The sequence below is a fragment of the Azospirillum endophyticum genome (genome assembly GCF_016595245.1).
Classification (GTDB): Bacteria; Pseudomonadota; Alphaproteobacteria; order Azospirillales; family Azospirillaceae; genus Azospirillum; species Azospirillum endophyticum.
The window spans coordinates 1-20,629 of record NZ_JAENHM010000091.1 but is presented as its reverse complement, the minus strand read 5'-3'; the positions used below and the strand labels follow the sequence as shown (position 1 = coordinate 20,629).

The following is a 20,629-nucleotide window of genomic DNA, read 5'->3' as shown; positions in this document are numbered from 1 at the left end:
ATCGGTCGGGCCAGGAGGATGTGGATGAGCGTCACGGGTTGGGACGACACCGAATCCTATACGCTTCGCGGCGCCGGCCCGCAGGGTTCCGGCGAGGATGCCGCCCGCGCCGGCGGATCGTCGCTTCTGACGCGCGTCATCCTGATGATCGTCGGCTGTACGCTGCTGGTCGGGCTGATCGCCATGGGCGTCTCGTCCGTCCTGGTCGGGCGGCAGCAGCGCGACGCGCTGACCCACCGCGCGACGCTGGTCGGCACCTTGCAGGCGTCGGCCATGGGCCAGGCGGTGTGGGAGTTCGACACCCGCGCGGTGGAGGCGATGATCCGCGGCCTGCTGGCCGAGGATCCGGCGGTGCGCAGCGTCAAGGTCTGGGCGGCGTCGGGCGGCCGCGGCGGCCATGGCGAGCCGCTGGTGGCGCTGGAACGCCCGGCCGGCCGGGCGGAGCTGGCGACGGTCGAACGGCAGATCGTCATGTCCGGCAGCAACGGCGAGCGCACGATGGTCGGCCTGCTGCGCATGACCTACTCGCTGGAGGAGGCGGAAAGCGCCACCATGACGGCCCTGGCCCCGATGGCCGGGCTGGTCTTCTTCTCCTTGCTCGCCGTCATCGGCATGATCAGCGTCCTGCTGAACCGGCTGGTCCTGGCGCCGCTCGCCCGGCTGACCCGGTCGGCCGGCGCCATCGCCGCCGGCGACTACCGCGTGCGCCTGCGCAACAGCCGTGCCGACGAGATCGGGCAGCTGACCGTCGCCTTCAACCACATGGCGGAAACCGTCCACGACTACACCGAGCGGCTGGAACAGCGCGTCGCCGAACGGACGGAGGAGCTGCGCCAGTCCAACGACCAGCTCGCCGTCGTCAACCGGCAGGTCATGGACAGCATCCAATATGCCAGCCTTCTGCAATCCGCCATCCTGCCCGACGAGCGGGAAATGGCGCGGCGGCTGGACGGCGTCTGCGTGCTGTGGCGGCCGCGCGACGTCGTGGGCGGCGATTTCCACATCTTCCGCGAACTGGAGGACGGACGCTTCCTGATCGGCGTCGCCGACTGCTCCGGCCATGGCGTGCCCGGCGCCTTCATGACGATGACGGTGTCCGCCATCCTGGACCATGTCCTGTCGGAAACGCCCGACAGCGATCCGGCGGCCATCCTGGGCGGGCTGAACCGCATGGTGCGCACCGCGCTCGCCCGCGGACGCGACAACCCGCGTTTCGACAACGGCCTCGACATCGGGCTGTGCCTGGTGCGGCCGGATCGCGGCGACCTGCTGTTCGCCGGGGGCCGGATCGGTCTGCACATCGTCGATCCCGGTGCCCGCACCGATGGCGCCGCCGGCGGCGAAGCGGTCACGGAGATCAAGGGCGACGCGCAGAGCCTGGGTTACCGCCGGTCCGACATCGGCCACCGCTTCACCACCCATCGGGTGGAGCTGACGCCGGGGCGCAGCTTCTACATGACCACCGACGGTTTCCTCGATCAGGCCGGCGGCGACCGCGGCTTCGGCTTTGGCAACCGGCGCTTCAACGCCATGCTGCTGGAGCACGGCGCGATCCCGATGGCCGAGCGCAGGGCCGCCTTCGCCCGCTCCCTCGCCGACCACCAGGGCGACCGGGCCCAGCGCGACGACATCACCCTGGTCGGCTTCACCATTTCGCCGGCCGCCGCCGCATGGCCGGTTCCTGTGGTGTCTGCCGGCACCGACGCTTCCTCACCCACCCCCGTCCACCCGTAAGGCAGGTCGTCAAGTCACGATGAAAGGCAACGAACTCTTCAACCTGCAGGAACTGCTGTCGCGGCAGAAGCTGCTGATCTGCTTCAGCGGCCCCTTCAGCCACAGCGTCATCGAGGAGCTGGGCAAGGCGGTCCGCAACCATCTGGAAAGCGAGCAGATCGAGAAATCGGCGATCATGGACGTCTTCTCCGTCTACGTCGAGCAGGCACAGAACGTCCGCAACTACACGGCTTCGCGGGAAGCGCTGGGCCGCCCGATCCCGGCCAACAGCGGCATCGTCGTGATCGGCAAGGAGGACGACCATTACGTCGTCAGTTCCGGCAATCTGATGGAGGCCGGCGACGTCCCCGGATTGTCGGCGATGCTGGAGAAGCTGCGGGGACTGGACAAGGCCGGCCTGAAGGCGGTCTACAAGGAACAGTCGCGCAAGCCGCGCGAGGCGGGCGCCACCGGCGCCGGGCTGGGGCTGATCGACATGGCCCGCAAGGCCACCCGGCCCCTGGAGTATTCGCTACGCGCGGTGGACGACGCGTACTTCTTCTTCAGCCTTGAAGTCCAGCTATAAGAATTCACGGAACACGCATAATGGACAGCTTGCGGATCGAGGCAACCTCCTGCTCGCCCCTGATCGATTTCGATCCGGCGGCCGGGCTCCTGCGCATCGAAGGGGAATCCTATCCGGAGAACTCCTTCGACTTCTATGCGCCGGTGTTCAGCTGGCTGGAGGATTATCTGAAAGACCCGGCTCCCGCGGTGGTGCTGGACATCGGGCTGAGCTATCTCAACACCAGCAGCATCAAATGCATGATCGACGTGCTGGAGATGCTGGACGGTGCCCATCAGAAGGGTCAGACGGTTTCGGTGCGCTGGCATTACGACAGCGACAACGACCGCGCGCTCGACATGGCGGAAGAGTTCGCCGAAGACGTCTCGCTGCCTTTTGAAATCTTGGCGCATTGATGGCGCACTGAGCACCCGGGATAATGATGCGGTCGCAGGAACAGGAGCTTCATGAGTGGGTTGAGCGGCTGGCCGGGGATCCGGCCAATGCCGGCAACCCGCTGCTGGCGGAATTCCAGAAGCTGGCGGAACGGCATGGCAAGCTTCTGCGCCAGTTCCGCAAGATCGCCAAGATCAGTGACCGCCTCCAGACCGAGACCAAGGAGATGGCTCTCCAGCAGCGCCAGTTCGTGCTGATGGTCAGCCACGAATTCCGCACGCCGCTGGCGATCATCGACAGCGCCTCGCAGATGCTGGAACTGGAACCGAAGCTGCCGGTCTCGGCGATGCCGCGGGTGGGCAAGATCCGCAACGCGGTCCAGCGGATGCTGCACCTGATCGAACGCTGCCTGACCAACGACCGGCTCGGCACCGCCGCGGCGCGGCCGATCGCCTTCGACCTCGCGGCGATGCTGACGGCGCTGGTGGGGGAGATCGGTGCCGCGGCCGGCGAGCACCGGTTCGAGCTGCACGGCCTCGACCGGCCGGCGCCGATCCCCGGAGACCGCGACCTTCTGGCCGTCGTGTTTTCCAACCTGCTGGAAAACGCCGTCAAATATTCGCCGAACGGGGGGACGATCCGCCTCGACCTCTCGACCGGCGAGGGTCATGTGACGGTCCGGATCACGGACCAGGGAATCGGCGTCAATGCGGCCGACGCGGCCCGGCTGTTCGACAAGTATTTCCGCGCGTCCAATGCCGCCGGGACGACCGGGGCCGGGCTCGGACTCCATCTTGCCCGCTGCATCGTGGACAGCCATGGCGGCGGCATCTCGGTGGCGAGCGAGCCGGATCGGGGATCGGCTTTCACCGTCCGGTTGCCCGTTACGAAGGTCGAACCCCCGGTCGTCGCGAAGGCGGTTCCGGTTACGGCGATTGCCATGGCGGGAATTCCCGTAACGGAGGAGTCGTCATGATCGGCGGCACCGGGTCCGGAGGGGCAATGGCGACGGGTTTGCCCAGACGCTGGGCATCGCGACGGGGGACGGTTGGAATGATGCTGCAGGAACGGAAGCTTCAGGACTGGCTCGCCCGCCTTGCGGAGAACGAGGAGTACGCCGCCCATCCCCTGATGGGAGAATTCCGCGCGCTGGCCGACGATCATCTGAAGCTGATGCGGCAGCTGACCAAGATCGCCAAGATCAGCGACCGCATGCAGACCGATACCCGGCAGATCGCCCAGGCGCTGCACGCCGCCTCGCAAACCGATCCGCTGACCGAGCTGCCCAACCGCCGCCACATGGTCGAAAGGCTGGAGTCGGAGCTGTGCCGCGTCGGCCGCAGCGGCGGCGGCTTCGCGCTCATCATGCTGGACATCGACCATTTCAAGGACGTGAACGACGCCTTCGGCCATTCCGCCGGCGACCATGTCCTGGTCGAGACCGCCAGCCTCCTGCGCCGGAACCTGCGCGGACACGATCTGTGCGCGCGCTGGGGCGGCGAGGAATTCCTGGTCCTGCTCCCCGACGCCGATCAGATCCAAGCCGAGACGGTGGCGGAAAAACTGCGGGAGATCATCGCCCGTCATCCCGTCGTCGATCACGACCGCAGCATCCCCGTCACTCTGAGCCTCGGCGTCGCGGCCCGTCGGCAGGGCTGGACCGCCGACGCCTGCATCCAGGCGGCCGATGACGCGCTGTACATCGCCAAGCGCGCCGGACGCAACCGATGGGCGGCGGCAGCCTGACAGGGAACGGCACCGGCAAGGGTCAGGGAGCAGCCGCCGGTGCCGGCGTGACGGCGATATCCAGTTCCTCCAGCTTCGCCAGCGCGCCGGCCATGCCGGTGGCGATCAGGGTGGCGTCGGTTTCGCTGCCGGCGCGTTCCGGCACTTCCGATTCCGGATGGGCGCTCCACAGGCAGAGCAAAATCGGCACGCGCGGACCGAAATGCAGGCGCAGCCGGCGCACCATCCGCCGGCAGTGGCCGAGCGCCGACGGATTGAGCGAGGACAGCACCACGGCATCCACCCCGGAGGTGCCGAGGCTGGCGATGGCGCGGGTCGACACCGATTCGCACGGGATGACGTCGGTCCGGAGCCCCCGGCCGGACAGCAGATAGGCGAGAAGCCCGGCCGCCGCCTCGTCCAGGTTGTTGCGGGCGCCGACGCAGAGCACGCGCGGCGCCTCGCCGGACGCGGCGGCGGTCTCCGTCAACTCGTCCAGCAGTCCCGCCATGCCTTCGGCCACCGCCTGACGGCCCTCCGGGTTCAGGCTGCCGCGTTGGCGATCCTGCTCGGCCAGCGACAAAGCGGGAAGCAGCAGGCCGTCGGCCAGTTCCACCGGGGTGCATTTGCCGAGCCGTTCCTCGGCAAGCTCGGTCGCCTCCACCGGATCGCGGGCCAGCAGGCGCTGGTAGACCTTCGCCTCGTCGGGCAGGACCGGCCGGTCGCCCAGCATCACCTCCAGGAAATGCAGCTGCGGCACATGGCGGCCCAGCACCACCAGGCAGACGGTCAGCGGCGTCGCCAGCAGCAGGCCGACAGGCCCCCACAGCGTCGTCCACACCACCGCCGCGACGATGATGGCCAGCGAGGACAGACCGGTGGCCGAGCCGTAGAGCCAGGGCTCCACCACGTTGTTGGAGAACAGCTCCACCGCCACGAACAGGGCGATGCACAGCAGCGGCAGCGTCCAGCCGGTGTCCACCGCGAAGGACAGCAGGATCGGAAAGGCCGAGGCGATCACCGGCCCCAGGAAGGGGATGAAGCGCAGCACCGTCGCCAGCAGGCCCCACAGCAGCGGGTTCGGCACGCCGAGCAGCCAGAGCCCGACGCCGATGGGCAGGCCATAGGTCACGTTCACCACCACCTGCATCAGCAGATAGCGGCTGACCCGTTCGCCGGCATCGTTCATCGCCTCCGTCGTGCGGCTGAGATCGCCCGATCCGACGAGCCGGATCAGGCGGTCGCGCAGATCCTCCCGCTGCAGCAGCATGAAGATGGTGAAGACCAGCACCAGGCCGGCGGTGGCGATGGGCGTCATCGCCGGGCCCAGCACCCGGCCGACGAGATCGAAGACGCCGCTGTCGGACTGGTCGATGCGCACCGGCACCGGGTCCCGGCGCGGCGGCGTGGCGGGATTGGCCTGCGGGGCGGGGCCGGCAGCGGCGCCCGGCTGGTCCGCCGGTGTTCCGGCGGTGGCCCGTTCCAGCTCCTGCTGCAGGTCGCGGAAGGCGTCGGTCGCCTGCTTCAGCACGCCACGGTCGCCGGCCGACGCGGTGACGCTGCGCAGGGATTCCATCTTGGTGTGGATGTTGCGCTGGTAGGTCGGCAGATTGTCGGCGAGATCGCCGAGCTGGCTGCCCACCACGGCACCGAAGCCGATGATGGCGAGGAACAGCAGGGCCACCACCGCCAGCACCGACGGCACCCGGCCGAGCCGCCAGCGCTCCAGCCGGGTGACGATGGGCGTCAGCACGAAGCCGAGCAGCACCGCCAGCGCGATCGGCATCAGGATGTCCGCCGCCACATACAGCGTCACCACGATCAGCGTGATGATCAGCAGGATCGTCTGGGTGTTGGCGGGTGGAGCGGCCTTCGTCACCGCGATGGGGCGTGCCTGCAGCCGGCGGGCGGTGTCCTCGGCCATGATCGTCGGGCTTTCCGGAAGGGAGAATGCCCGACAGGAACACCGGCCGCCCCCGCACGTTCCCTCGCCCGCCCGGCAACGGGGTCGAGAGCGGCCGAAGCCTCAGGGAAGCGGCTGCTGCTGGGTAATGCAGTGGATGCCGCCGCCGCCGCGCACGATGTCCATGGCCGCGATCTGCACCACCTCGCGATCGGGAAAGGCCTTGCGGACGACGCGGAAGGCCTCGTCGTCGGCCGGATCCTCGAAGGCCGGCATGACGATGCCGCCGTTGGCGATGTAGAGGTTGGTGTAGGACAGGGTCAGCCGCACGCCATTGACGTCGCGGCGGGCGGGCTGCTGGACCGGGATGACCTCCAGTTCACGGCCCCGGGCATCGCGGGCACGCTTCAGCCGGTCGAGATTGTCGTGGAAGATCTTGAAATTGGGGTCGCCGGGATCGTCGGTGGTGATCGCCATCACCACGCCGGGACGCACGAACAGCGCGATCTCGTCGATATGGCCGTCGGTTTCGTCGTCCTGATAGCCCTCTCCCAGCCAGATGACCGTCTCGACGCCGAGATGGCCCTTCAGCTGCCGCTCGATCTCGTCCCTCGACAGGCCGGGATTGCGGTTGGGGTTCAGCAGGCATTGTTCGGTGGTGATCAGCGTCCCTTCCCCGTCGACATGGAAGGACCCGCCCTCCATCACCAGGGGAGCCGGAATGCACGGAAGCTTCAGATGGTCGAGGATCAGGCGGCCGACCTGCTGGTCCTTGTCGCTGCCCTGGTAATTGCCGCCCCAGGCGTTGAAGCCCCAATGGATGCCGGCCAGCCCGCCCTTGCCGTCGACGACGAAGCTGGGGCCGGTGTCGCGGATCCAGGAATCGCTGATCGGCAGCGGCAGGATCTGGATGCCCGCGCCGCAGGCGAGCGAGGCTTCGGCCACATCCGCCGGGTCGCACACCATCGTCACCGGCTCGAAGCGGGAGATGGCCTGCGCGACCTCGGCGTAGGCGTCGCACGCGGCGTCGAAGGCACCCTCCGGCCAGGTTTCCGGCCGGCACGGCCACGCCATCCAGCAACCGCTGTGGCGGGCCCATTCGCCGGGCATGCGGAAGCCTTGACCCGTCGGCATCGGGGCGTCCGGTGTCGTCATGCGTCGATCCCCCTACATTTTTTCAAGCCCCTGCCCTTCGCGGTCGCGGCACGAACAGCGGCCGGCGAACCGTAAGGCCGGGACATTTTCCATCCCGATCCACCCTAACCATGGGAGCGCGCGTTTGGCAATCGCGTCCACCGCAGCGGGCACTTGGCCTTATGGCAGAAGAACTTTTGAAAAGGACGCGGATGAACGTCGCGTCGACCTGCCGGGAGGGGGAGCCGGCAAGAGGTCCGGTCAGCGGCCGGACGGCGGGCGCAGGGCGCGGCGGGCGGTGACCGTGCGGTTGGTCGAATAAGCCGTGGAAACGGGACTGAAGAATCCGAGTCTCAACAAAGGGAACCACAGGAGCGCGCGCATGGCACAGCCTCTTTCGCTGTTGACGATGACATCAACATAGCAAAGGAAACGGGCAATTGCCATCCGCGGCGGCAGAGGTCTGCCGCGCGCGGATGGGTAGGCTTGCGAAACGGACCGGCGGGGCCCGAAGAGACGGCCGGTCAGCCGTTCTGGATCGCCATCTGCTCGTCGCGTTTGCGCTGGCGGTCCTGGCGGGCCATGACGATGCTGGCGACGAAGATCCCGGTCGCCACCACCAGCACCATCAGGGTCGCCAGCGCGTTGATCTGCGGACTGATGCCGAACTTCACGCTGGAGAAGATCACCATCGGCAGCGTCGTCGATCCGGGGCCGGAGACGAAGCTCGCCACCACCACGTCGTCGAGCGACAGGGTGAAGGCCAGAAGCCAGCCGGCGACCAGCGCCGGGGCGATCAGCGGCAGGGTGATGACGAAGAAGACCTTGGCCGGGCGGGCGCCCAGATCCATCGCCGCCTCCTCCAGGCTGCCGTCCATCCCGGCCAGCCGCGACTGGATGACCACCGCGACATAGGACATGGTGAAGGTGGTGTGGGCGATGGTGATGGTGGTGACGCCGCGCCCATCGGGCCAGCCCACCCATTGCTCCAGCGCCACGAACAGCAGCAGGAGCGACAGGCCGGTGATGACCTCCGGCATGACCAGGGGAGCGGTGATCATGCCGCCGAACAGGGTGCGCCCGCGGAACCGGCCGAACCGGGTCAGCGCCAGCCCGGCGCAGGTGCCGAGCACGACCGACAGCGTCGCCGAAACCGCCGCCACCTGGAAGGACAGTCCGGCGGCCGACAGCAGCGCGTCGTTGTGGATCAGTTCGCCATACCATTTGGTCGAAAAGCCGCTCCACACCGTCACCAGCCGCGACTCGTTGAAGCTGAAGACGACCAGCAGGGCGATCGGGACATAGAGGAAGGCGTAGCCGAACAGCAGCGCCCAGGACAGGAGCCCGAACCGTTTCATCGCCCGGCCTCCGCCTGTTTGCCCTGCACATGCTGGAAGATCATGATCGGCACCACCAGGACCAGCAGCAGCGCGATGGCGACGGCCGACGCCACCGGCCAGTCGCGGTTGGCGAAGAATTCGTTCCACAGGACGCGGCCGATCATCAGCGTGTCCGGGCCGCCCAGCAGTTCCGGCGTCACGAACTCGCCCACCGCCGGGATGAAGACCAGCAGCGAACCGGCGATGATTCCCGGCAGCGACAGCGGCAGCGTGATCGCCAGGAAGGACTTGAAGGGGCGGGAGCCGAGGTCGGCCGCCGCCTCCAGCAGGCTGGGGTCCATCTTCTCCAGCGTCGAATAGAGCGGCAGCACCATGAAGGGCAGGTAGCAGTAGGTCATGCCGATATAGACCGCCCAGTCGGAATAGAGGATCTCGACCGGTCCGCTGGTGATGCCGATCCATTCCAGCAGGTTGCTGATGACGCCGTTGCCCTTGAGGATGCCGATCCAGGCATAGATGCGGATCAGGAAGCTGGTCCAGAAGGGCAGGATCACCAGCATCATCAGCGGCCCGCGCCGCGCCGGGTCGGCCTTGGCGATGGCATAGGCCATCGGATAGCCGATGGCGAGGCACAGCAGCGTGGTGACCGCCGCGATCTTCAGCGAGTTCAGATAGGCGAGGATGTAGAGGTCGTCCCCGCCGAGCCGGAAGTAATTGCTGACGTTCAGCAGGATCTGCAGCTTCGAGGTGCCGGCATCCTCGTCGGTCAGCCATTCCACCAGCGACGAATAGGGCGGCTGGGCGATGACGGATTCGGAGAAGCTGATGCCGAAGACGATCAGGAAGGGCACCAGGAAGAACAGCAGCAGCCACAGATAGGGGACGGCGACGACCACGCCGCGCCCCCACAGCCCGATCCGGCTGAGCCCGGAAACGAGGACGGAAACGACCGCGCTCATTGGGTCAGCACCACGCCGGCGAAGGGGCGCCAGCTCAGCGTCACCTCGTCCTCCCAGGTGATCGGCATCTCGGTGCGGCGGGTGACGTTGGGGGCGGTGACGCGCACCGTCTTGCCGGTCGGCAGCTGAACCAGATAGATCGAGACGTCGCCGAGATAGGCGATCTCGCGCACGATGCCGGTGGTGGTGTTGCGTCCGTCACCGCCGGCAAGCGGCTCCTTCGACAGGGCGATCTTCTCCGGCCGGATGGCGACGGAGACGGGCGAGCCGGCCGGCGCCGGGGTAGCGTGGGCGATCAGCAGCTCGCAGCCGGCCTCCTCCGAGGCGACCAGCACCTGATCGCCTTCGGTCGAGACGACGCGGCCGTCGAACATGTTGATCGAGCCGATGAACTCCGCGACGAAGCGGGTGTGCGGATACTCGTAGATCTCGGTGGGCGTGCCGACCTGCGCGATGACGCCGTGGTTCATCACGGCGATGCGCGAGGACATCGTCATCGCCTCCTCCTGGTCGTGGGTGACGACGATGAAGGTGACGCCCAGCTTCTCCTGGATGTTGACCAGCTCGAACTGCGTGCGTTCGCGCAGCTTCTTGTCCAGCGCGCCCAGCGGCTCGTCCAGCAGCAGAAGCTTCGGCCGCTTGACCAGCGAGCGGGCGAGCGCCACGCGCTGGCGCTGGCCGCCGGACAGCTGGTGCGGGCGGCGCTTGCCGAAGGCCGAAAGCTGGACCATGCCCAGCATCTCCGTCACGCGGTCGCGGATCTCCGCCTTCGCCACGCCATCCTGTTTCAGGCCGAAGGCGACGTTCTGCTCCACCGTCATGTGCGGGAACAGGGCGTAGGACTGGAACATCATGTTGACCGGCCGCTCATAGGGCGGGATGCCGGCCATGTCGACGCCGTCGATGTATATTTTGCCTTCGGTCGGCTGCTCGAACCCGGCCAGCATGCGCAACAGCGTCGTCTTGCCGGAGCCCGAGCCGCCCAGCAGGGCGAAGAACTCGTTGCGGTAGATCGACAGGCTGACCTCGTCCACCGCGACGAAATCGCCGAAGGTCTTCGTCACCTTCTCGATACGGACATAAGGGGTCTGGCCCGCGTCCTGCCACGGTTCCAGGCGGGTGGGCTTGCGAATCGGCTGACCGGCCATCCGGTATCCTCTTTCATGACAACGCCCCGGCCGCTCCCCATCGCTGGGGATCGGCCGGGGCGGGCCGACGCCATGGACCGGCGCCTCACGAAATCCGGCTTACTTGCCGGTCTTGACCTTGGTCCACACCCGGGTGCGGGCACGGTCGGTGGTCTGCTTGATCTGCTTCAGCGAGAACAGCTTCAGCTTGCTGTCGGCCGGCAGGAAGATGCCGGGATTCGACTTGATGTCGTCGGCGACCATCGGCAGCGAGGCCGGCACCGCGTTGGCGTAGCTGACCTTGTTGGAGATGTTCGCCATGTTGGCCGGGTCGAGCACGAAGTTGATGTACTCGTAGGCGCCGTCCTTGTTCGGCGCGTCGGCCGGGACCGCTAGCGTGTCCCACCAGACCTGCACGCCTTCCTTCGGCGTGATGTATTCGACCTTGGCGCTCTTGGCCTCGGCGGCGCGGGCGGCGCCCTGGATGGCGTCGCCGTTGTAGGCCATCACGACGCAGGCGTCGCCGCCGGCGAGGATGTTGATGTTCTCGCCGGTGACGAAGCGCTTGATGTAGGGGCGGACGGCCATCAGCGTCTTCTCGACCTTGTCCAGATCCTCCTTCTTCTCGGAGTTCGGGTCGAGGCCGAGATAGTTCAGCACCGACGGGATGACGTCGATGGCTGAATCCATCACGGTGATGCCGCAGGCCGCGACCTTCTTCGCCACCTCCGGCTTGAAGATCAGGTCCCAGCTGTCCAGCGCCACGTCGGGGGCGACGGCCTTGATCTTCTCCGGGATGACGGCGATGCCGACGGTGCCGCCGAGATAGGGCACGGCGTACTTGTTGCCGGGGTCGGAGTTCTCCAGCAGCTTCAGGACCTTCGGGTCGAGATTCTTGTAGTTGGGGATCTTCGACTTGTCGAGCGGGCCCACCACCTTGGCCTGGATCAGGCGGGACAGGGTCGGCTCGGCGGTCGGCACGATCACGTCATAGCCGGACTTGCCGACGAGCACCTTCTGCTCCAGCAGTTCCAGGCTGTCGTACAGGTCGACCTTCGTCTCAGCGCCCGTGGCCTTGGTGAAGTCGGCGAGGGTCGTTTCACCCAGATAGTCGTTCCAGATGTAGATGTTGACCGGCTTCTTGGCCTGGGCCATCGCCGGGCCGGCGATGGCAATCGCGGCGACCGCGCCGATGAGGCTGAGAGCGAGTTTTTTCATGTTTTGCCCCGACCTGTTCGTGAGTGTTGCGGGCGCCGCCACATCCCAACGGCAGACCCGGCTCGCGGGCGCTATTGCACCCAGGCCCGGGTGTGTTGTCAACGGTTTGGGTCGAGGTTGGCGGTGTCTGAAACACACCCCTTGAAAGAGGCGGCGGCCGGCCGCGCCGCCCACGGACCAGGGAGTCCGTTGGCAGGTGGCGCGGCCGGCAAGGGAAAGCCTTCCCCGGTCCATGGCCAGTCGGCCGTCGACCGGGTCGCCCACTCTAAAATTGCATACGCCAGTATTTGCACTCGCGACTATGGCGTCAGTTATAGCCACAGCGGTTTTCCGGTCAATGCCGCAATTGTAGCGTTTTATTTCGGCTTTGAAGTGAACCATGCCGGGAAGCGTTGCCGGATGTTGCCCTGCCTTCGAAACGGATCGAAGAAGCGCCGAAAAGCCGATGCGGCGCCGGAAAACCCGGCGCCGCATCGTTACAGTCCTGTCATGACCGAGGGCGGGTGCGGCGGCATGCCGTCAGCTCTGCGCGGTCAGCACCACGCCCAGCACCACCAGCAGCGTGCCGATCAGGCGGGTCAGGCTGATCGTCTCGCCGAGCAGCAGGACGCCGAGGGCCAGCGTGACCAGGAAGCCCAGACCGACGAAGGGATAGGCCATGGTGACGTCGACCTTGGCCAGCACCGCCAGCCAGACCATCATGCCGAGCCCGTAGCAGCCGAGTCCGGTCAGGATGTGCGGGGTGGCGACGACGGACAGGGCGATCCGCCCCGCCTCCCCCTGTGCCAGCGCCGTCGACACCGCCGGGCTGGACATGCCGATCTTCAGGGAAATCTGGGCGATGGCCGACAGGGTGACGCTCAGCAGGATCAATCCGACGACGGTGATGGGCATGGGGGCTCCGAAAAGGCTGGCGGAGAGGGAAAGGGAAAGGGAGAGCGGACCGACTCGTCACGTCCGGCCGAGGAACAGCGCGGCGCCGCAGACCACGCCGATGGCGAGGCTCCACTTGTCGCGGGCGGCGAACACCACCGGATCGTCATGCATCAGCCCGCGGTGGGTCTGCAGCCAGACCCGCCCGATCCAGAAGAGCAGGAGCGGACAGATGACCCACAGCGCCTGCGGCCGGTCATAGACGCGACCGACCTCCGGGCTGTTGATGTAGAGCGCCATCACCAGCACCGAGAGGAAGCCAGCCGAGACGCCGATGGATTGCAGGACCGGCATGTCGGCGGTCAGGTAGCCGCGCCCCTCCGCCTGCCCCAGCCCGAGCTTCAGCATGCTGTCCATCTCGGAATAGCGCTTCACCATCGCCAGGCTGAGGAAGAGGAACATAGAGAAGGCGAGCAGCCAGAAGGACGGCACGATGGAGGTCGCCGTGGCGCCGCCCAGCACCCGCAGCGAATAGAGCCCGGCCAGCAGCATCACGTCCCAGATCACGCGGTTCTTGGCGAACAGGTTGTAGAACAGCGACGAGGCGGCATAGGTCGCCAGCGCCGCCAGGAACAGCGGCGGCAGCGCCACCACCGACAGGGCGAGGCTCGCCAGCAGCAAGCCGGGGATCAGCGACAGGCCGAGGTCGAGCGGCAGGTCTCCCGCGGCGAAGGGGCGGCGGCGCTTGCGCGGGTGGCGGCGGTCGGCCGGCAGGTCGAGCAGGTCGTTCAGCACATAAATGCTCGACGCGCACAGCCCGAAGGCGAGGAAGGCGGCCGCGGCCTGCAGGGTCGGGCCGACCTCCCCCAGCTTCTGTCCGGCGACGAGCGGCACGAAGACCAGCAGGTTCTTCAGCCACTGGTGCAGGCGGAGCGCCCGCAGGATCAGCAGCAGGCGCGGCCGGCGCGGCGTGGCGACCGTCTCCAGCGGGCACAGGGTGGCGGCATGGCGCAGCACGGCGGCCGAGGCATCCACCGCGATGCCGCGGCGGGCGGCCTGCCAGATGGCATAATCGGCCTCGTCGTTGCCCATGTAGTCGAAGACGCCGGACGGAACCTGCGCCCGGATCGCGTCGCGCTTGCGCTCGCTCTTCAGGTTCAGGCCGTCGTTGCTGGCAAGGACCTGATCGAACAGGCCGAGATGCCGGGCGATGGCATCGGCATAGCGATGGTGAGCGGCGGTGGCCAGCACCAGCCGGCGCCCGCGCTTGTGTTCGGCTTCCAGCCGCTCCAGGACGGCGGGGTTGTAGACGAGTCCGGCCGGGTCGATGTCCACCCGCCGGGCCAGTTCCGCCTTCAGCCGCGCCTTTCCCCCGGCCAGCCACAGCGGGACGAGCAGCGCCGCCCAGGGCTTGGCCTTGATCAGGCCGAACAGCGATTCATAGAGAAGGTCGGTCTTCAGCAGCGTCCCGTCGAGATCGACGAACAGCGGCGGCTCTCCTTCGACGGAGGGCTCGACGGCGGTCGCGGCCGACGAGTCGGCCATGGCGGCCCGGGGAAACGCGACCTCGGTCGCGGTCAGGCCGGGAGCGCCCGCGGGGGGGCCGCGATGGCCACGGCCGTCGGCTCCCGCCTCTCCCCATAGGAGAGTGGCGGTGCGGTCGTGCCGGCCGGCCAGGACGACGAGCAGGCCCAGCAGCATCAGGGTGGCGAAGAACAGATAGGATTGCAGGACGTTCAGCGGCGTGTCGGCCAGCGCGTTGACCGGCCAGAACAGCAGGTTGCCGGCCAGGAAATAGGCCACCGCCAGCAGCGCCGCCGCCCCGGCCGGACGCCGCAGGCCGGGCTCCAGCAGGGTCAGGAAGGCCAGCGCGAAGGCCGGCAGCAGGATGCCGTAATGATGCACCCAGGCAACCGGCGAACCGACGGTGAAGCAGATGCCGGCGGCGACGAAGGGAAGGATGCGCTCCGCCCCCCGGTCGCGCCGACGCCACAGCAGGCCGAAGCCGACGAAGACGAGGCCGGAGATCTGCGTCGCGACGTGGACCACCGGGTGGTAGGGGGCGAAGGCCTCCGCCGACCAGTCCAGATTGTTGCCGTTGTGCAGCAGGCGGTTGACCAGCCCGTTGACCGTCTGGTTGACGTGATAGCTCTCGCCGTGCCGGCCGATGAACAGCAGCACGTCCAGATAATCGACCATCGGCGCGAAGCCGTAGACCAGGGTCGCCAGCGCCACGCCCGGCACCACGACCGCCCCCCACCCCGCCGCCATCCGCCAATCGCCGCGCAGGGCGGCCCAGACCAGGAACAGCGACATCTGCGGCTTCATCAGGGTCGACGCGCCGAGCAGCGCGCCGCACAGCACGCGCCGGTCGCGCAGCAGGGCAATGCAGGCGAAGACGAAGGCGGCATTCAGCCAGACCTGGACCTGCCCCAGCGAGAAGGCCTTCAGCACCGGGTAGAAGCACAGGGTCGCAACGAAGCCGAAGCCGCCGAGCAGCACCTGCGTCAGCCGGTCGTCCCGCGCTCCGGGCACTTGCAGCCGGGCCGCCATGTCCAGCACCAGGATCGCCATGCCGGCCGCCGTCGCCAGCACGAACAGCAGGTTGACGCGCTCGAACGCCACGAGATTCAGCACCCCGAGCGCCTTCATCGCTTCCAACGGCAGCAGCGAGGTCACCGGGTATTGGAACTTGATCTGCTGCTTGAAGAACACGCCCTCATAGACATTCTCGCCGGGCCGTTCGTGCAGCCAGTCCAGTGCCGCGATCATCGGGTCCCAGCTGTCGACCGGGATCAGATCCGGATTTTCCAGCACGAACAGGTTCTGGATGTCGGTCAGGTTGCTGGCATGCCCACCACGGTGCAGCGCCAGCCCGAGCAGTCCGGTCGTCAGCACCACGAACATCGATGCCAGGATGATGATGCGTTGGACCCGGCCAACGCCGAGGAGGCCTGTCCGGAGGGACGGGATCGCTGGTTGCATGCTCATGCTTGGCCATCCATCGGTTGCGTCGGGACATTGCCGTTGCGTCGGCCCTCCCGCGACGAGACGATCCGGCAAGGCAATCGCACGTGGCTCCCTCTCCCGGGGCGGGAGAGGGCAATCGTCGCCAAATGCGATCGATTGCGATTGTTGAACATTCTCAAAGGAGATAATAAATTCCGGTGCGGCCTTTACCCTCGCTGCGACCGCACCCCCCTCTCAGCTCTTTCGACAGCGTTGAAAATACACTGCGGTTTTGCTTCGAAAGTCTTCGATTTCGTGTTTCAGGCGCCATCAACGGACTAGCGGAGATCTCGCGTTTTTCAGCTTGAGCGCCATGGCCGCGCAGCGCGGTCGTGGCAGGCTGCCGCCATCGTCGATCGATCGGGGTGCAAGGACAGGCTTGTCGGGGTAGAACGGCCGGTGGACACCATGGATCGGCAGGAGTCCCGGCCGATCGTTCGAGACTTCGGCGCGGATCGGCAAACGAAAGTCGACCGGGCCGGCGCGAACCGCCATGCAACCGGCCGGCGCCTCGACGTCGGACAGGCGCCGGACGCGGGAACCGAAGATGCGGGAACCGGATACGAAAAGGGGCAGCCGGCAGAATCCTCCGCCGGCCGCCCCTTCGTTGAATATCCTACGATATCAGACGTTCAGCAGCAGGTTTTCCCGCTCCCAAGAGCTGATGACGCGGTTGTAGGCTTCGTACTCCGCCTGCTTCACGCAGGTGACGGCGTCGATGAAGCGCTCGCCGAGGATTTCCTTCAGCGGCTTGCAGGCATTGAACTTGGTCAGCGCTTCCGACTGGTGGCGCGCCAGGGTGAAGGCGAGGCGATAGGCGGAGCCCTTGATCGGATCGTTCGGCTCCAGCCCCTGGGTCATGCCGATATAGCCGCAGGCCAGCGACGCGGCGATGGCGAGATAGGGATTGGCATCGGCCCCGGCCACCCGGTTCTCGACCCGGCGGGCGTCGGGCTGCGACACCGGCACCCGCAGGCCAGTGGTGCGGTTGTCGCGCCCCCAATGCACGTTGATCGGCGCATCGGAGTTCGGGACCAGCCGGCGGTAGCTGTTGACGTTGGGCGCCAGCATCGGCATCGCATAGGGCAGATACTTCTGCAGGCCGGCGATGTGCGCCATGAACAGGTCGCTGTCGGTGCCGTCGGGGTTGGAGAACAGGTTGCGCCCGCTGACGGCATCGACCACCGACTGGTGGATGTGCATGGCGCTGCCCGGCTCGCCCTGCATCGGCTTGGCCATGAAGGTGGCGTAGATCTGGTGGCGGATCGCCGCCTCGCGCGCCGTGCGCTTGAACAGGAAGGCCTGGTCGGCCAGTTCGAGCGCGTCGCCGTGGTTGAAGTTGATCTCGATCTGGGCGGCACCGGCCTCGTGGGTCAGCGTGTCGATGTCGATATCCTGCTTCTCGCAGAAATCATAGACCGCCTCGAAGATCGGATCGAACTCGTTGACGGCGTCGATGCCGAAGGCCTGCCGCCCGCTTTCCATCCGGCCGTTGCGCCCGACCGGCGGCACCAGCGGATAGTCGGGGTCCTTGTTGACCTGGACCAGGAAGAATTCCAGCTCCGGCGCCACCAGCGGCTTCCAGCCGCGTTCCTCGTACAGCGCCAGGACGCGCTTCAGGACATGGCGGGGCGAGACGTCGACCGGGCGGCCGTCGGCATAGACGCAGTCGGTGATGACCTGTGCCGTCGGCTCGTTGTACCAGGGGACGAAGCGGATGGTGCGTTCGTCCGGGATCATGTAGATGTCGGAATTCTCGTCCGAGGTGATGTCCTCGTCGTCGGGAAATTCCCCGGTCACGGTCTGGACGAAGATCGCCTCGGGCAGGCGCAGGCCACGGTCGCGCAGGATGCGGAGGAACTTTTCGGCGGGGACGATCTTTCCCCGCGCGATGCCCGACATGTCGGGCACCAGGCATTCGACTTCGGTAATGCGGTTCTTCTTGATGAAGTCTTCCATAAAACCCATGGGTATGGCGGACCGCTCCGGGCGATGGGCAGCCCCCTCCGTGCTGTGGACGACAGCGACACTATGACGCCGTTGCGGCGGGCCGCGCCAGAGGGTTCCGCATGACGGTTCGGTGAAACATCCGCCTTTCCGTTGACCTCCCCCATCGGCTGGGACTTAACTGCGGCCATGCCGAAAGCCTCCTACCTGAACAGCTGGTACGCGGCCTCCGCCGCTCCCCGTATCGACCGCCCGTCCCTGGAGGGGGAGGCCGCCTGCGACGTCTGTATCGTCGGCGGCGGCTACACCGGCCTGACGGCGGCGCTGGAGCTGGCGGAGCGCGGGTACGACGTCGTCCTGCTGGAGGCGGAACGCTGCGGCTGGGGCGCGTCGGGCCGCAACGGCGGCCAGATCATCACCGGCTACAACAAGCCGATGGCGACGATCGAGGGCTGGGTCGGCAAGGAGGATGCCCGCCGCCTGTGGGAGTTCGGCGAGGAGGCCAAGGCCCAGCTCGCCGGGCGGGTGGAGCGCCACGCCATCGCCTGCGACCTGACCTGGGGCTTCGCCTATGCCGCGCTGAAGCCGCGCCACCTGCAGGACGTCGCGGCTCTGGAACGCGAGATGCGCGACGGCTACGGCTATGACCGGGTGCGGCGGCTCGACCGCGCCGGCATCCGCGCGCATGTCGGCAGCGACGCCTATATCGGCGGCCTGCTGGACGAGGGCAGCGGCCACCTGCATCCGCTGAACTACGCCCTGGGACTGGCCCGCGCCGCCGACGCCGCCGGGGTGCGCATCTTCGAGAACAGCCGCGTCCTCGCCATGGACAGCGGCGCCGCGCCCTGGGTCCGCACCGGGAGCGGCCGGGTGACGGCCAAGCACCTGATCCTGGCCGGCAACGCCTATCTCGGCGGCCTCTCCCCGGCGCTCGACCGCACCATCATGCCGGTCGCGACCTACATGATCGCCACCGAACCGCTGGGGGCGGAGCGGGCGGGCGGGCTGCTGCCGACGAACATCGCGGTGTCGGACTTGAAGTTCTCGCTCGATTACTTCCGCCGGTCCGCCGACCACCGGCTGCTGTTCGGCGGCGGCGTCAGCTATTCGGGGGTGGACGGACCGGGGCTGCAGCAGGCGATGCGCCTGAAGATGCTGGCCATTTTCCCGGAGTTGAAGGATGCCCGCATCGATCATTTCTGGGGCGGGCGGGTCGCCATCACCATGAACCGCATGCCGCATCTGGGCCGGCTGTCGCCGACGACGCTGTACGCCCATGGCTATTCCGGCCATGGCGTGGCGCTGGCCGGCATCGCCGGCCGGCTGATGGCGGAGACGGTGAGCGGCACCGCCGAGCGGTTCGACGTGTTCGCCCGCATCCCCCACACGCCCTTCCCCGGCGGACGGCGGTTCCGCACCCCGGCCCTTGTCCTCGCAATGATGTGGTTCCGTCTGCGCGATCTGCTGTAGGCTGGGGAAGCAATCCACGGTCCCCCTCCCCCGCCGAGTCCCACCCCCGCCCATGACCGACATCTCCAGCAGCGACGAGACGCCCCCCTCTGCGGATAAGGATACCGCTCCGGACGCTGCCATCGCCGAGAAGGCGGCACAGGAGAATGTCCTGGTACAGCCGATGCGGGACACGCATTTCGATTTCCAGCACAAGGTCTTCAGCCTGCCCGGCGCCTTCTTCTGCCAGGAGCCGAACAACAAGGAGCCGGTGCTGAACATCCTGCTGGGCGACCTGAAGGCGACGCTGGCCTTCCCCACCCTGCTGGAGTCCTTCCAGATCGAGGACGGCACCCACGACGCCCGCCTGCTGGAGGTCATCGAGCAGGGGCTGGCCTTCGTGAAGCTCATCCGTCCCGGCGAGGAAATTCCCGGCGAATTGCTGGACGGCCGGGCCTCCTGGTCTGTGGAGGACAGGCACCGCATCACCGCCAAAGGGCGGCTGACCATGCAGATCGTCTCCTCCTTCACCGGGAACGAGATCATCGTTTCCGACCAGTCGCAACTGGAACAGCTGCTGGACGATCCGCAGACACACGAGAAGATGAAGGCGGCCTTCGCCAAGATCGCCGAGCGGCTGAAGCTGACCAACAACGCCGAACAGTATCTGACCGACCGCGTCGACGATCTGGCGCAGGAGCTGTCCTACATCGAGGCGCTGCGCGACCGCTTCAGGCATATCCGCCGCATCGACCAGGCGATCGGCAAGCTCGCCACCATCTACCGCACCGACCGCACCTTCTGCAGCGAGCTGAACCGGATGCAGGGGCTGATCCGCAAGCCGCTGCGCGAGTACGACATGATCTTCGATCAGGCCGACGCCCAGACCGGCGACATCGTCGGCGCGCTGCGCAACTTCCATCCCACCATCCAGTTCATCCGCAAGATCCGCGACGACCTGCGCGCCAAGCTGCTGGAGTGGGAGGACCTGCTGCACGGTTGGGACCAGGTCACGATGGAACGCTCGCCGAGGGTGGAGGCATTGCAGAAGCAAACCTACCGCTTCCTGGCGAGCCGCTACATCGAGACGACGGTGTGGAAGCGGGGGGGATGACAGTTGGGGGACGCTGAGCCAGCCCCCACCCTGACCCTCCCCCGCTGGGCGCTACGGCATTCACAGATCTCGCATCCGCGAAGAAAATACATCCTATGGTAGCGAGTGGCCCTTCTCCCCTTGCGGGGCGGGATCGGCCAAACGCCAACGGCGTTTT

16 protein-coding genes are annotated in these 20,629 nt (G+C 67.2%); 7 read left to right on the top strand and 9 right to left on the bottom strand.

Going from position 1 to position 20,629, the window contains the following annotated elements; translation table 11 throughout:
- Positions 1-24: 24 nt before the first annotated feature.
- The 5 genes from JHL17_RS35795 (at position 25) to JHL17_RS35775 (ending at position 4,420) form a co-directional block, all read left to right on the top strand.
- Complete coding sequence (locus JHL17_RS35795) at positions 25-1,734, top strand: SpoIIE family protein phosphatase (protein ID WP_247894067.1); 1,710 nt, start codon at positions 25-27, stop codon at positions 1,732-1,734.
- A gap of 19 nt (positions 1,735-1,753) precedes the next feature.
- Positions 1,754-2,299, top strand: coding sequence for a SiaB family protein kinase (locus JHL17_RS35790; protein WP_200199433.1), 546 nt, complete (start codon positions 1,754-1,756; stop codon positions 2,297-2,299).
- A 20-nt stretch (positions 2,300-2,319) separates the two neighbouring features.
- Positions 2,320-2,694, top strand: a complete 375-nt coding sequence (siaC, locus tag JHL17_RS35785; RefSeq protein ID WP_200199432.1) for a biofilm regulation phosphoprotein SiaC — start codon at positions 2,320-2,322, stop codon at positions 2,692-2,694.
- Between the two features lie 23 nt (positions 2,695-2,717).
- Entirely contained in the window at positions 2,718-3,650 is a 933-nt protein-coding gene (locus JHL17_RS35780; RefSeq protein WP_211113702.1) for a sensor histidine kinase, read from the top strand.
- 77 nt (positions 3,651-3,727) lie between these two features.
- On the top strand, positions 3,728-4,420 hold the full coding sequence (locus JHL17_RS35775; protein WP_247894066.1) for a diguanylate cyclase: 693 nt from the start codon (positions 3,728-3,730) through the stop codon (positions 4,418-4,420).
- 22 nt (positions 4,421-4,442) lie between these two features.
- Here the strand turns inward: JHL17_RS35775 and JHL17_RS35770 are convergent, their stop codons facing one another.
- The 9 genes from JHL17_RS35770 to JHL17_RS35730 all read right to left on the bottom strand — a co-directional run bounded on the left by JHL17_RS35770 (position 4,443) and on the right by JHL17_RS35730 (position 17,930).
- Complete coding sequence (locus tag JHL17_RS35770) at positions 4,443-6,323, bottom strand: AI-2E family transporter (RefSeq protein ID WP_200199430.1); 1,881 nt, start codon at positions 6,321-6,323, stop codon at positions 4,443-4,445.
- A gap of 102 nt (positions 6,324-6,425) precedes the next feature.
- Positions 6,426-7,457 (bottom strand): agmatine deiminase family protein, encoded by a 1,032-nt coding sequence (locus JHL17_RS35765; protein ID WP_200199429.1) that lies wholly within the window; start codon positions 7,455-7,457, stop codon positions 6,426-6,428.
- A 503-nt stretch (positions 7,458-7,960) separates the two neighbouring features.
- Positions 7,961-8,794, bottom strand: a complete 834-nt coding sequence (locus tag JHL17_RS35760; RefSeq protein WP_200199428.1) for an ABC transporter permease subunit — start codon at positions 8,792-8,794, stop codon at positions 7,961-7,963.
- The gene (locus tag JHL17_RS35755; protein ID WP_200199427.1) at positions 8,791-9,735 is read right to left on the bottom strand and encodes an ABC transporter permease subunit; all 945 of its coding nucleotides are present in this window, start codon (positions 9,733-9,735) and stop codon (positions 8,791-8,793) included. The genes JHL17_RS35760 and JHL17_RS35755 overlap by 4 nt, the downstream gene beginning before the upstream one ends.
- On the bottom strand, positions 9,732-10,883 hold the full coding sequence (locus JHL17_RS35750; protein WP_200199426.1) for an ABC transporter ATP-binding protein: 1,152 nt from the start codon (positions 10,881-10,883) through the stop codon (positions 9,732-9,734). Before JHL17_RS35750 ends, JHL17_RS35755 begins: the two co-directional genes overlap by 4 nt.
- Positions 10,884-10,982: 99 nt before the next feature.
- A complete protein-coding gene (locus JHL17_RS35745; RefSeq protein WP_200199425.1) occupies positions 10,983-12,080 on the bottom strand; it encodes an extracellular solute-binding protein in 1,098 nt (365 codons plus the stop codon).
- 519 nt (positions 12,081-12,599) lie between these two features.
- Positions 12,600-12,974, bottom strand: coding sequence for an EamA family transporter (locus JHL17_RS35740; RefSeq protein ID WP_200199424.1), 375 nt, complete (start codon positions 12,972-12,974; stop codon positions 12,600-12,602).
- A 57-nt stretch (positions 12,975-13,031) separates the two neighbouring features.
- On the bottom strand, positions 13,032-15,944 hold the full coding sequence (locus JHL17_RS35735; RefSeq protein ID WP_200199423.1) for a UbiA family prenyltransferase: 2,913 nt from the start codon (positions 15,942-15,944) through the stop codon (positions 13,032-13,034).
- Positions 15,945-16,586: 642 nt separating this feature from the next.
- Positions 16,587-17,930 (bottom strand): glutamine synthetase family protein, encoded by a 1,344-nt coding sequence (locus JHL17_RS35730; protein WP_200199422.1) that lies wholly within the window; start codon positions 17,928-17,930, stop codon positions 16,587-16,589.
- A 168-nt stretch (positions 17,931-18,098) separates the two neighbouring features.
- Here JHL17_RS35730 and JHL17_RS35725 point away from each other — a divergent pair, with 168 nt between their 5' ends.
- Together JHL17_RS35725 and JHL17_RS35720 are read left to right on the top strand one after the other, a co-directional pair.
- Positions 18,099-19,379, top strand: a complete 1,281-nt coding sequence (locus tag JHL17_RS35725) for an NAD(P)/FAD-dependent oxidoreductase (protein ID WP_200199421.1) — start codon at positions 18,099-18,101, stop codon at positions 19,377-19,379.
- A 52-nt stretch (positions 19,380-19,431) separates the two neighbouring features.
- A complete protein-coding gene (locus JHL17_RS35720) occupies positions 19,432-20,472 on the top strand; it encodes a hypothetical protein (protein ID WP_200199420.1) in 1,041 nt (346 codons plus the stop codon).
- The last annotated feature ends 157 nt before the right edge of the window (positions 20,473-20,629 follow it).